The organism is Pollutimonas rozaliensis (assembly GCF_048751585.1).
Classification (GTDB): domain Bacteria; phylum Pseudomonadota; class Gammaproteobacteria; order Burkholderiales; family Burkholderiaceae_B.
Genome location: NZ_JAZHOB010000005.1, coordinates 351,339 through 363,630, shown reverse-complemented (window position 1 = coordinate 363,630; position 12,292 = coordinate 351,339). Strand labels below are relative to the sequence as shown.

The 12,292-nt window shown below is 62.5% G+C and carries 13 protein-coding genes; 3 read left to right on the top strand and 10 right to left on the bottom strand.

Annotated features, from left to right (window positions below):
* Positions 1 to 46: 46 nt before the first annotated feature.
* The gene (locus tag V0R37_RS11860; protein WP_420374713.1) at positions 47 to 349 is read right to left on the bottom strand and encodes a hypothetical protein; all 303 of its coding nucleotides are present in this window, start codon (positions 347 to 349) and stop codon (positions 47 to 49) included.
* A gap of 146 nt (positions 350 to 495) precedes the next feature.
* Here V0R37_RS11860 and V0R37_RS11855 point away from each other — a divergent pair, with 146 nt between their 5' ends.
* Complete coding sequence (locus tag V0R37_RS11855) at positions 496 to 2,931, top strand: MFS transporter (protein ID WP_420374712.1); 2,436 nt, start codon at positions 496 to 498, stop codon at positions 2,929 to 2,931.
* Here the strand turns inward: V0R37_RS11855 and alr are convergent.
* From alr to V0R37_RS11840, 3 genes are read right to left on the bottom strand one after another with little or no spacing between them, the layout of a single operon-like run.
* Positions 2,885 to 4,075 carry an alanine racemase gene (gene alr / locus V0R37_RS11850; protein ID WP_420374711.1) on the bottom strand — a complete coding sequence of 397 codons (1,191 nt, stop codon included), beginning with the start codon at positions 4,073 to 4,075 and terminating at the stop codon, positions 2,885 to 2,887. The two genes, V0R37_RS11855 and alr, sit on opposite strands and share 47 nt — an antisense overlap.
* Before the next feature lie 3 nt (positions 4,076 to 4,078).
* Positions 4,079 to 4,519, bottom strand: a complete 441-nt coding sequence (locus V0R37_RS11845; protein ID WP_420374710.1) for an ATP-binding protein — start codon at positions 4,517 to 4,519, stop codon at positions 4,079 to 4,081.
* Between the two features lie 12 nt (positions 4,520 to 4,531).
* Entirely contained in the window at positions 4,532 to 6,298 is a 1,767-nt protein-coding gene (locus V0R37_RS11840; RefSeq protein WP_420374709.1) for a solute carrier family 23 protein, read from the bottom strand.
* Between the two features lie 182 nt (positions 6,299 to 6,480).
* On the opposite strand from V0R37_RS11840, the gene V0R37_RS11835 reads away from it, so the two are divergent.
* Positions 6,481 to 6,819, top strand: coding sequence for an STAS domain-containing protein (locus V0R37_RS11835; RefSeq protein ID WP_420374708.1), 339 nt, complete (start codon positions 6,481 to 6,483; stop codon positions 6,817 to 6,819).
* Between the two features lie 17 nt (positions 6,820 to 6,836).
* Here V0R37_RS11835 and V0R37_RS11830 read toward each other — a convergent pair whose 3' ends face one another.
* The 6 genes from V0R37_RS11830 to V0R37_RS11805 form a co-directional block, all read right to left on the bottom strand.
* Positions 6,837 to 7,829: a 5-oxoprolinase subunit C family protein gene (locus V0R37_RS11830; protein ID WP_420374707.1), complete on the bottom strand. Its 993-nt coding sequence runs from the start codon at positions 7,827 to 7,829 to the stop codon at positions 6,837 to 6,839.
* Positions 7,826 to 8,548 carry a 5-oxoprolinase subunit PxpB gene (gene pxpB / locus V0R37_RS11825; RefSeq protein WP_420374706.1) on the bottom strand — a complete coding sequence of 241 codons (723 nt, stop codon included), beginning with the start codon at positions 8,546 to 8,548 and terminating at the stop codon, positions 7,826 to 7,828. The genes V0R37_RS11830 and pxpB overlap by 4 nt, the downstream gene beginning before the upstream one ends.
* A 27-nt stretch (positions 8,549 to 8,575) precedes the next feature.
* A complete protein-coding gene (locus V0R37_RS11820) occupies positions 8,576 to 9,007 on the bottom strand; it encodes a VOC family protein (RefSeq protein ID WP_420374705.1) in 432 nt (143 codons plus the stop codon).
* 115 nt (positions 9,008 to 9,122) lie between these two features.
* Complete coding sequence (phoR, locus tag V0R37_RS11815; protein ID WP_420374704.1) at positions 9,123 to 10,418, bottom strand: phosphate regulon sensor histidine kinase PhoR; 1,296 nt, start codon at positions 10,416 to 10,418, stop codon at positions 9,123 to 9,125.
* A gap of 48 nt (positions 10,419 to 10,466) precedes the next feature.
* Positions 10,467 to 11,168, bottom strand: a complete 702-nt coding sequence (phoB, locus tag V0R37_RS11810; RefSeq protein WP_420374703.1) for a phosphate regulon transcriptional regulator PhoB — start codon at positions 11,166 to 11,168, stop codon at positions 10,467 to 10,469.
* Positions 11,165 to 11,392, bottom strand: coding sequence for a hypothetical protein (locus V0R37_RS11805; RefSeq protein ID WP_420374702.1), 228 nt, complete (start codon positions 11,390 to 11,392; stop codon positions 11,165 to 11,167). The genes phoB and V0R37_RS11805 overlap by 4 nt, the downstream gene beginning before the upstream one ends.
* On the opposite strand from V0R37_RS11805, the gene ubiE reads away from it, so the two are divergent.
* Positions 11,391 to 12,179: a bifunctional demethylmenaquinone methyltransferase/2-methoxy-6-polyprenyl-1,4-benzoquinol methylase UbiE gene (ubiE, locus tag V0R37_RS11800; protein ID WP_420374701.1), complete on the top strand. Its 789-nt coding sequence runs from the start codon at positions 11,391 to 11,393 to the stop codon at positions 12,177 to 12,179. The two genes, V0R37_RS11805 and ubiE, sit on opposite strands and share 2 nt — an antisense overlap.
* The last annotated feature ends 113 nt before the right edge of the window (positions 12,180 to 12,292 follow it).

The window sequence follows — 12,292 nt, the reverse complement described above, 5'->3', positions numbered from 1 at the left end:
TGTTCAAACCATGAAAACCAACTCAAGCTGGCGGCTTGAATACATGTTACATGCGACAACTAGCTTGACAATTACCGATGGCCAGCACGGAGCGTATGGTGCTTCCCAATTGCACCAGTTGCCGGCGGCCGTTGCGCACGGTGGATATCTTGTCGCTCAGCAGGCCGCCCCAGCGCGCTTCGCTGTCGCGCACCAGCAGGTTCAGCACGTTGCGCACCGCAAGCTCTTCGCCGGCGACCACGGTCCGCTTTACGTCGCGTTCGGTGACGAGCATGACGGCGACCGCGCCCAGGAGCAGGGTCAGGCCGACAAGCAGGAAGATTTTGCTGCGCAGCGAGGTCAATCGCATAGGTGACCGCTCAACGGGAGGGTTGGGGCGTCGTGGACGACCAGGAAAGTATGCTTTTGAACCGGATTGTAAATTACTATTGCGGGCGTGGCTGTGGCTTCAAGGGTCGCGTGGCTTATGCCGGGAGAGGCGTTGCGGGAAAAAGAATGAGAAACGACAGGGTTGCGGGCTCGAAGGATAAGCGTCGACCGCTGCGCGACGTGCTATTGGCATGCATGCTGGTGCTGCTGCTGGCGCAGGCGTTGATCGGTTCGCTGAGCCTGTCCGCCTTGAATCGCCTGGTGGCCGACAATACGGCGGAGCGCGTTGAATTGCTGGCGCGGCGGACATCCGCCCAGATCCAGACCGGCATGGATCTGGGCAAGCCCCTGGCGCAGTTCTTCGGTCTGTCGGCGCTGCTGGACGATGTGCCCGTTCAAGTGCCCGATTTGCTGGGGGCCAGTGTCGTGCTGGGCGATGGACGAGTGCTGGCTGCCGTCGGTGTTCCTCCCCCCGCCGCTCCGTTGCTTCGGGCCTTGGCATCCAGGCAGAACGGCAGCAAGGATATCGTCCGGCAGGCATCGGGCGCGGTGCATCTGGCCGATGGCGGACGGGTAACGGTGGCCGTTCCATTGGCCGCGGCCAATGAAACGATCAACGGCGCCGTTATTTTGCAGGTTAGCCCGCAAGATTTGCGGAAAAGCGCGCTGATGGTCGAAAACCTTTGGGTGCTGGCCCTGACCACGCTGGGCGCGGCCCTGGCTCTTGGTCTGGTATTTCGCTATGCCATGCCCTTGCACGAGCTGGCGGCGGCGAGCAAGGCCAGGCTGGCCATCCCCTTGTTGATCCTGTTGCTGGCCCAAGGCTTATACGCCGCCTACACCATCCAGACTTTTCGCCATGTCTGGGTCGAAGTGACCCTGGACAATACCCGCATCGTAGGCCAAGGCTTGCAGGATGATCTTGATCGCGTCCTGGGTTACGGGATAGCGCCAGATCGCCTGCGGGGGGTCGAGCGGCCCATGGCCAGGCTGGCCGCGTCCTTTCCGGTAATAGGGGAGGTGCAACTGCTGGATGCCCACGGACAAGTGCTGAACCGGGCCAACGCACACGGCGCGTTGGCGGGCGTCGCGCGGGAAAGCGCCAGCGACGGATTGGTATTTCCACTGACTGCGCAAGCCGGCGGCCCGGTGCTGGCCCAGTTGCGCATATTGCTCGATGACCGCTTTATCGCCGCAGGCGTTCGCGCCCGGATTCTCGATGCCGGAACGGTGGTGGCCGTTGCCTTGGTGGCGGCTGTCGAACTGTTCCTGCTGCTGGCCCTCCTGATGGACAGGGCGTTCTCGGCGCCTCATCGAACGGCATCAGGCGAACCCATAGGGCTCGACGATGCATCCCAGGTCGGACTGGTCGTGCGCCCCGTCATGTTCGGCTTCCTGTTCGCCCTGGCCTTGCCCCTGAGCTTTCTGCCCCTCTATGCGCGCTCGCTGTTGCCGCCGGCGCTCGAACAGGGCACCGCCTTCCTGATGGCGCTGCCGATAGCCGCGGAGATGGCCTGCGGTTTGCTGACGGCCTTGCTGGCCGGTCGGCTTACCGACCGGCGAGGCTGGCAATTTCCGGTCCTGGTGGGTCTGCTGGTGTCGTTTGCGGGAAACCTGGCCTGTGCTTTGGCGGATTCCCTATCGGGGTTCATCATGGCGCGGGGGCTGGTCGGTCTGGGCTACGGGCTGACGTGGATGGGTCTGCAGGGTTTTATAGTCGTTCGCAGCCCCGCCGCGTATCGCGGCCGCAACATGGCTTCGGTCATTGCAGGTTTGTTCGCCGGACATTTGTCGGGGGCGGCTGTGGGGGCGATGCTTATGCAGCAATGGGGTCCCAATGCGGTCTTCGGCGCAGCCGCGGGATTGCTGGCCCTGCCCGCCATCGGCGTACTGACCCTGATGTGGCCATACCGCCATCTGCCGGGACAAAAGATGGTGAGTTTCGTGGCTGGACCGGCGGCGCGCTCGTGGACGGCGCTGCGCAGGCTGCTGGCTACCCGCGACTTCGGCATGCTGCTCGTAGGTTGCATCATCCCCTTTTCGATAGCGCAGGTCGGCCTGCTTACCTACGCGCTGCCGCTGTATGCGGAAGCCTATGGCGCCACAGCCGCCAGCGTGGGCCGCATCCTGATGCTTTACGGCTTCTGTGTAATCTATGTGGGGCCTTATATGGCCAGGCTGGCCGATCAAAGCGCCTTCAAGAAACACTGGATCGTGGCCGGTGGCCTGGTGGGCAGCGCAGGCTTGCTGAGCCTGTATTTTGCAAGCGGCATTCTTGCCGCCGCTTTTTCCGTGGTCCTGCTGGCGCTGGCCAGTTGTCTGGCCGGCGGGGCGCAAACGGCCTATATGCTGTCGCTGGACAATGTCCAGCGCTATGGCGCCGGCGGTGCAACTAGCGTCATGCGCGCGGCGGACAAATTCGGGCAGATGCTGGGGCCCTTGATGGTGGGCGGATTGTTCGCGTCCATGGGCATTGCGGGCGGACTGGCGGTGACGGGGGCGATTTATCTGGCGGCTACGCTGGCTTTTCTGGTGTGGGCGCCAAGGCTGCGTACTGCCTAGCCGGCAGGCGCGGCACGCGTGCCGTCAGTCCCGTGCATAATTGGGCGGCGATCGTCCCGGCGGAGCGGGCAAGCCGTTCTATGGACAAATCGTCCTGGCCCCACAGCGTGACCAGCGTACCCGTCGCTGCCTGCGGGTGGCCGGTCAGATCTATGGTCAGGGTGTCCATCGATACCCTGCCGATGATGCGGCTTTTCCTGCCATTGACCAGTACGCGGGCATCGTCCGCAATGTGGCGCGGATATCCGTCGGCGTATCCGCAGCGCACCAAGCCGACGCGCATGTCGCAAGGGGCCAGGAAGCCGCCGCCATAGCCCAGCCGGCAGCCTGCGCGCAACAGCTGTTCCCCATAGATGGGGGCTTGCAGCGTCATCGCCGGGCGCAGACCCAGGGCGGTGCCGTCCGCGCCGGGCAAAGGACTGATCCCATACAAGGCGATTCCGCAGCGCACCCAATCGGTGGTCCGCGCGTAGCCGGGAGCCGACAGCAGGGCCGCCGAATTTTCCGTGCACAGGGCGCCGGGCAGGCCTGCGATCGCATCCCGGAGCGCCTCCCGTTCGGCGCGCAGGTTCCGGGCTTCTTCGGCCGCGGCATAGTGGGATAGGTGTCCGACCGCGGCGACTCGGCCCGCAAGCCATAGCGCTTGCAGCCGGCGATATGCATGCAGGTAGTCATTGCCGCTGAATCCGGCATGGTGCAACTGGCCGCTATGGCGCAGCCATATATGGGGCGGCAAGGTCCCGTTCAAGCCTTGCAGCTGGGTCAATTGCTCTTCGCTGTCGATGATCAGGTGCAGCGGAAAAAGGATGGGGTCGCGCAAATCCTTGGCGCTTAACCGGGGACTCATGACAAGTATGGGCTTGTGCCATCCCATTGCCCGGAGCTGATGGGCGTCGGAAAGGGCAAGCACGGCCAAGCCGTCGGCCTCGTCCAGGCCGGCAAGCGCATGAACCAATGAATGCCCGTAGGCGTCGGCTTTGACGACCGCCCACATGCGCGGGGTTTGATGGCCTTCACCCACTGCAAGGCGGCGCATGTGCCGGAGGTTGTGCGCAATGGCCGTCGGATAGATATGCGCGAATGCCGTCAAGGGCGGAGTGCCTGGCTGGCCTGCAAGAACCTCGGCTGGGGTGACGGCGCTCAAGGTTTATTCTCCGTCGGTATCGGGCGTTGCCGTCAACCGCAGGCGGTTCCAATCCGTGTCGCGGCGATACTCGATATTCTGCAAATAGTGCCGCATCAGACGCAGCCCATGGCCGCCGATGCGGGCATCGTCCAGCGTGGCGGAAAGTTCGGGCGATGCGCGTTGCGTGGGGTCGAAGGGGATGCCGTTGTCGGCGATATCGATGGCAATGGATCCATCCGCTTGCAGTACGGAAAGCGATATATGAGGCCTTGGCGAGCCGTCCCGCGTCGATGGGAAGCCATGCATGACGATATTGCTTAGCGCCTCGTCCAGGCAAAGGGAAAGCTTGAACGCCAGGCGCGTCGGCCAGCGTTCGCGTTCGGCGATCGATTCCAGCCAAGCCAGTGCTTGTGTAACGGTGTCATGTCCAGGGGCTAAAGACAAGGAGGCCAGGGTTTGCATAGCGTTGAGGCCCTAATGATCGAAATGCAATCGAAGAAAAGAGCACTCGCCGCGCGTCCCGGTGGTAAGCCGATCCGCCAGTCGCTTGAGCAGCACGTGGGAAACGCTGGCCAAAGCATCATCCAGCGCTGCGTGGAAGGCGTCGTCGTCGACATCCAGCAGGTTTGCAGTCGACGCGCCCGGCTTTGCCTGCAGATTGAGCGGCGGGCCGTCGTGCAGCAATTCGATATCAAGATTGAATTCGTCGAAGCTGCCGCGGATTTCCCGCAGGCGGCGATTGCCGCCCGCGGCCTGGATGGCTTCGGCCGCTTCCAGCGCCGCCTGGGCAGCCCGGCGCACCGCATCGCGGCGCGCGGCCCAGATGGCGCCTTGGGTTTCGACGAATTCCACGATCTTCTGGCTATGCGAACCCTCGCTCGGGAAGGCCAGCGACGCCCGCTGCGATGTGCCCAGCCGGAACAGCAGGTTCAGGGCGATGGCGGTCAGCCCGGCAACGATGATGCCGTTTTTGGCCATGAAACGGACGGATTCCGGCGCCAACTCCGACAGGTTGGGCAGGAACATGATTCCCATGCCCATCACGAAGGATAGACCGATCATGAAGATGCCGCGCGCATCCATGGCGCGCGACGCGATAAGCTCGATGCCCGACACGATCAAGTAGGCGGCGGCATACAGCTCGACGGCGCCGATGACCGGAGTCGGAATCAGCGTCAGGGCCAGCGTGACTTGCGGCAGGAAGGCAATGAAAGCCAGCAGCAGGGCGGTCAGCAGCCCTATCCAGCGCGAGGTCGAGCGGCTGATGTGGCTTAAGGCGATATTGGCGGACGAGGTGCCGCTTGGATAAGCCCCCAGCCAGGCGGCCAGCAGGTTGCCCAGCCCATTGGCGCGTATGCCGCCGCCCACCATGCGCATATCCGGCCGCCGCCAGTCGGCGTCGTTCATCTTGTGCATCAATACGACGGAGCCGAAGGTATCCAGTTGAGTCATCAAGGCAAGCACGGCTACGGCAGCCAGGATGCCGGGGTCGATCCGGAACTCCGGTACCGGCGGGCTGGGAAAGCCGAAGATGGGTGCGGCGGCCAGGGTGTCGACGCCATGCAGCCGGCCGAATAAGGCCGCCAGCACGACGCCGGCGGCCAGGCCGGCCAGCAGGGCGAACAGCTTGGCGCGGCGGTTGCCCCAAATGGAAAACGCAACAATCACCAGCAGAGTGAGTCCGCCGATCAGCACGTCGATGCCATTCACGCCGGCAGGTGTATCCAGGCCGCTGGTATGAGTCAGTGCGGGCGCGATCAGCGACAGTCCGGCGACGCAGACCACCACGCCGGCCACCGCGGGCGGCAGCACGGCACGCAGGCGCGGAACGATGAATCCGGCTCCCAGCGCAACGGCGCCGTTGACCAGGCCCACCAGAACCAGCCCTCCCAGGCCGTATTCGGCGGCGATCATGCCCGATATGACGACCAGCAGCGGGTCGGGAATGTGGACCAGCAGCATGCCGGAGCCCAGACGGCCGCCCCACGATTGCAGAAAGGTGGCCAGCGCCATGCCCAGGATGGTGGCTGTGACCATGCTGCGCGTGGACTCCGCATCCAGCCCGCCTATACGGGCCGCCGCCAGGACGTAGGCGATAAGGGCCAGGGCGGTGGCGCAATGCTGCAGGGCCAACCCGCCTAGCGCAACTGCCGGCGGCTTGTCGTTGGGCGCGTAGACCAGGTCGTGGGGGCGCTTGAAAACAGGCAGGGGCGACAGCTTCATCTTCAATGGAGACGACATGGCGTGGGCTCGGCAGGTGGCGCGCGGGATGCGAATTGTATGGGCCAGTGCAAGATTTTTAACACATGATTACAAGGAGGGTATGCGCGATAACGGGCCGGCGCGAAATTTTTACGCGGATTCTCTTGGTGCTAGGGAACACAATCGCTACAATCGGCTTCTTTGAATACAATGGTTACACCATGACTCTTTCAAGTGAAAAGATTGGCGGGATTCTGGTGGTTTCGCCAGCAGGCCAGATCAATAGCGCCAATGCCGCCGAGGTCGAATCGGGACTCTTGGCATGGGTGGAGAAAGGCGAACGGCTTTGCGTGCTGGACTTGAAGCAATTGGACTATATCTCCAGCGCGGGTTTGCGGGTGGTGCTGATGCTGGCCAAGCGCCTGAAGCAGAACTCCGGCCAGTTGGTCTTGTGCAGCCTGCAACCCCAGGTCCATGAAGTATTCGATATCAGCGGCTTTCTGTCCATCTTGACGGTTGTGGACAGCCGTCCGGCCGCATTAAGCCAGTTGGAAGCGTAGGGCGCCCTGCCGCGGCTTCAGCGATCTGAAAGCAGCCGGCGCACTGGCCCAAGCGCCTGGCGCAGTTGTTCGAATGCCGTTTCGCGCTGGGCATCCAGTTCCTGGGCCTGTTCCAGGCCGATAGGCGTGAATCTGACGGTGTCGCCCGGCATGCATTGCGCGATGGCGGGCAGGTCGACGCTGGCGATGTGGGCGATCTTCGCATAGCCGCCCGTCGTCTGGCGATCGGCCATCAGCACTATGGGTTTGCCATCGGGCGGCACCTGCACGCTGCCGAAGCTGGTGGCTTCCGAAAGTAATTGCGCGCTGCTTTTCAATTCCAGCGTATTTCCTTGCAGCCGATAGCCCATGCGTTCCGATTGGGGACTTATCCGGTACTCGCTGGCAAAAAAATCATCGATGGATTTATCCGTGAACAGGCCGGTGTGCGCGCCCTGCATGGCGCGCAGGGCGGCGCGCGGCGCCAGCCCCAGGATGGCGGGCAGGTATACCCTGATATCCCATAATTCCCGTGCCAGTTGATCCAGCCCGCCCTCATCAAGCCGGACCCGCGGGTGCAGGACATCGCCGGCCCGCAAGGCCCGCCCCTTGTAGCCGCCAAAGCCGCCGCGCAGATACGTGCTGCGGCTGGACAGCAGCATGGGCAAGTCGATGCCGCCGTGCCAGGCCACATAGGCCCGCAGGCCTGCCGACCTGGCTCCAAAGGCCAGCACATCGCCCTTGCGGATGATCAGAGGCCGATTGTTGGGCACCGGCTTGCCGTTCAGGGTGGGCCCCAGCGCCGCGCCCGTGATCGCTATGCAGGCCGCCGCATCGAAGCGCAGCATGGGTCCCGACAAGGTGATTTCCAGCGTGGCTTCCTCATCTGGGTTGCCCACCAGCAGGTTCGCCAGCCGGTGGGCGCGGCTGTCCATGGCGCCGCCCACCGGCACTCCCAGGTGCTGGTAGCCCATGCGGCCCAGATCCTGGAAGCTGGACAGCAGGCCGGGCTTCAGGACGAAGAGGCTCATGCCTGTTCCCGCTTCAAGCTACGGTATTGATCTGGGCCGACCGGAACGAAGCGGACCGTGTCGCCCGCGGCCAGCAGCGTCGATGGATTCTTTTGCGGATCGAACAGGATGGAAGGCGTGGCGCCGATGATATGCCAGCCCCCCGGAGAGGCATTGGGGTAGATCATGGTCTGAAGATTGGCGATGGCCACCGAGCCGGCGGGAACCGACGTTCTTGGCGTGGCGCGCCGGCCTATGGCCAGCCGCTTGTCGTGTACTCCGATATAGGGGGCGCCGGGCGCGAAGCCCAGCATGAACACGTAGGCCGGTTGCTGGCTGTGCAGGCGAATGACGTCGGAGGCCTCCAGCTTGCAGTGCGTCGCCACCTCGTCCAGATCCGGGCCGAACTCACCGCCATAGCAGACGGGAATTTCAATCTGCCGCCCCTGGGCGGGCGCGTGCCGCCCATCGAGCGCCGCGTCCAGCACATTATCTATTTCGCGAGCCAGATGCCGGTAAGGAGTGCCGGCATCGAACAGGCGCGGCTGGTAGTGCACGGCGACCGAGTTGAAAGTGGGGACGATATCGGTGACGCCCTGTATGGCGGCCTCCCGCAGGGCGGCCGCCGCAGCGGCGCAGCGCCGCCCGATGTCCACGTCGATCTGATCGCCGAACACCAGCAGCACGCTGCGGTCCCCCTGGGGAACCATGGCCCATCGTCGCGGCTCGGAGACGCTCATGAGAGGCATCCGGTCTGCGTGCTTGGTTTACTTGGCAAACAGCGATTCGATGTTCTTGAAGGATTTGAATTCCAGCGCGTTGCCCGACGGATCCATGAAAAACATGGTGGCCTGCTCTCCGACTTCGCCCTTGAAGCGCACGTAAGGCTCGATCACGAACTGGGTGCCGGCCTTGCGCAGCTTGTCGGCCAAGGCTTCCCATACCCCCATTTCAAGCACCGCGCCGAAATGGCGTACCGGTACGTTGTGCGCATCCACGCTGCTGGTTCCCGTGCTGCCGCATTCCTCGGGCGCCAGATGGGCGACGATCTGGTGGCCGTGGAAATCGAAGTCTATCCATTGGTCGGATGAGCGGCCCTCGGGACAGCCCAGCAGTTCGCCATAAAAGCGGCGCGCTTCGGCCAGGTCGCGGACCGGAAAGGCCAGATGGAAGGGAGGGAGCGTGTTTTGCTTGGACATTGGGGACTCCGTAATCGGTTTTGCTTTGCCGCCTATGGCACAGCGTGTCCCCATTTTATAGATATTTCGTCTGGTGTTTCTGGGCGGCCGATACGGACATTCCCCATGGCGGGCGCTAGTCGGGGACGCTGACCCGCGCGGGCGGAAATATCAGCGAAAACAGGCTGCCGGCGCCGAACCGGCTGTGTATGGTCAGTTCGGCGTTATGGCGCATGGCCACATGCTTGGTTATGGCCAGCCCCAGCCCGGTGCCGCCGGTGGCCCTCGAGCGTCCGCGGTCGACGCGGTAAAAGCGCTCCGTCAGGCGGGGAATGTCTTGCGAGGCGATGCCTATGCCGGTGTCCTGGACGGAATAGCAAGCATGGCCATCTTCGCTTATATACCAGCTGACGGTGATCGTGCCGTCTTTAGGCGTATAGCGTATGGCATTGGTCAGCAGGTTGGATACCGCCGAGGCTAGCTCGGTTTCGATGCCGGTGATGCATAAATCCTCGGCGACATTTTCGACAAAGACATGCTGGTCGTTGGACAGTATGCGGCCTTGCTGCAGGGCGGTGTGAATCAGCGTGCTCATGCGCACCGGCTCGCCTTCGGCGTGCGGCGACGATTCCAGCGTCGACAGGGTAAGCAGATCAGCCACAATGGCTTGCATGCGCTGGGCCTGCTCCAGCATGAGGGTCTGATAGCACAGGCGCTGCTCGGCGCTTAGCGACCCTTCGGGCATGTCGCGCAGCGTTTCCAGGAAGCCCGACAATACGGTCAGCGGCGTGCGCAGTTCATGCGATACATTGGCAACGAAATCCTTCCGCGTCGTTTCCAGCTTCTCGACCTGGGTCACATCGCGCGTCACGACCAGGAACTGGCCGACACCGTAGCGCGTCAATTGCACCAATAAGGTCTTCTCCTGCCCCACCTTGTCCATGTGGAGCAGGATGGGGCCCGGCCAGGACGCTTGGCGGGCATAGCGGGCGAACTCAGGTGCGCGCAGGATATTGAAAATGCTGTGTCCGCGGTCGGCCTTCATGTCCAGGCCGATATGGTCGCTGGCCGTTTGATTGCACCAGGTCAGGTGCATGGCCTCGTCCAGGGTGATGGCGCCATCCGGCAAGGCCTCGGCCGCCAGCATGATGCCGTCCACATGGCGATTCAGCAGGGCCAGATCCTGTTTGTTCTTCCGCAACTGGCGGTAGATGGGGGCCAGTATTTCATCCCAGGGGCCGACCGATGGCGGGGGCGGGGCGTCGATGTCCGCGACCCAGCGCGCGATGCGCGAAAGCTGCAGGCCGCTGACCAGAATCATGATGACCAGGCCCAGCGAGAACACGCCCCAACCCGTATTCGGCCCGAGCCACGAACCGCAAAGCCAGCCCAGCACTGCCCACAAGCCGATTGAAATGATGGTTTTGATCATGTTGACAACGTTTCAAGGCCGTGGGGCCGGGTGACTTTCAAAATTCGTTTACGAAAGCTTGGGAAGCTGATTGGTAAATCGATATCCCGCGCCGCGCACGGTTTCGATATGGTTCTCATGGCCGCTGGGTTCCAGGGCCTTGCGCAAGCGTCGGATATGCACGTCCACCGTGCGTTCTTCGACGAACACGTGATCCCCCCACACTTGATCGAGCAATTGAGCACGCGAGAACACGCGTTCGGTGTGCGTCATGAAAAAGTGTAGCAGGCGAAACTCGGTGGGGCCTATTGTCAGCGTGATGTCGTTGCCGTTCACGCGATGCGTGGTGGGATCCAGCTTCAACGTCCCGATCTGAATGATGTCGTCGGTCAGCTGCGGCGCGCGCCTGCGCAGCACCGCCTTGATGCGCGCAATCAACTCCTTGGGCGAGAACGGCTTGGTGATGTAGTCGTCCGCCCCGGCTTCCAGGCCTTCCACCTTGTCGTGTTCAGCGCCCTTGGCGGTCAGCATGATGACCGGAACGTTGCGGGTGCGTTCGTCCGATCGCAGTGTTTTGGCCAGAGTAATGCCCGATGCGCCGGGCAGCATCCAGTCCAGCAGGATCAGATCGGGTAACTCGGCGCGTATCAGGGTCTGCGCTTGCTCGGCGTCGAAGGCGCGAAGCACCTTATGGCCGGCAAACGACAAGTTCACCGAGATCAATTCCTGGATAGCGGGCTCATCTTCTACAACGAGTATGGTCGTGCTCATAGCGCCTGATAATAATGTAAAGCGTTTAACAATGGGCGTTCCAGGCAGGGCTTGCCGGATTCCGGCAGCTTTCGTCCTGACTGGACGGCGGATGCGCGAATGCCGTTCATTGCCATAATATGGCTCAAATATTTCAGGTTTGTGAAAATCGGCCTTGCGGTCGAATTTTGCGTGGGCTTTTCGCCGTCCAGATAGCCATGAATGATGTACGATTGATGAACCATGCAAAATACCCGTATTTCCCCCTCCCACCGGTCCGCCACTGAATCCATGCCCGAATCCAGCACGCATTTCGGCTACAAGACGGTCAGCGAAGCGGAAAAAGCCGGCAAGGTCGCCCAAGTGTTTCATTCGGTGGCCGACCGCTACGACGTCATGAACGACCTGATGTCCGTGGGTCTGCATCGCGTCTGGAAGGCATTCACCATCGGGCGGGCCAACGTCCGCCCGGGCATGAAGGTGCTGGACATCGCAGGCGGCACGGGCGATCTGGCCCGTGCCTTCGCTAAAAAAGCCGGCGTGACCGGCGAGGTCTGGCTGACCGACATCAATGATTCCATGCTCCGGGTTGGGCGCGATCGTTTGACCGATAAAGGGCTGCTGGTGCCCACGGCGGTTTGCGACGCCGAAAAACTCCCTTTTCCCGATGCTTATTTCGATCGCGTCAGTGTGGCCTTCGGCTTGCGCAACATGACGCATAAGGATCGCGCGCTATCCGAGATGCGCCGCGTGCTCAAGCCCGGCGGCAAGCTGCTGGTGCTGGAATTCTCCCGCGTTGCCAAGCCGCTGGCGCCCGCCTACGACTGGTATTCGTTCAATATCCTGCCCTGGCTGGGCAAGAAGGTGGCGGGCGACGAGGAAAGCTACCGTTACCTGGCTGAATCCATACGCATGCACCCCGACCAGGCCACCCTGGCCGGCATGCTGACCGAGGCTGGGCTATCGCAGGTGCGCTATTTCAACCTGAGCGCCGGCCTGGTTGCGCTGCACGAGGGCGTCAATCTGGATTGAAGGAACTTCTTTTCTTTCAGCCTGTCCTACGTTATGCTAACGTTCAGCTTCCCGTAAGATTCTATCTTGCGGGCTAACATCATTAAAAGAGAACTTATTCGGCAATGCGTCAG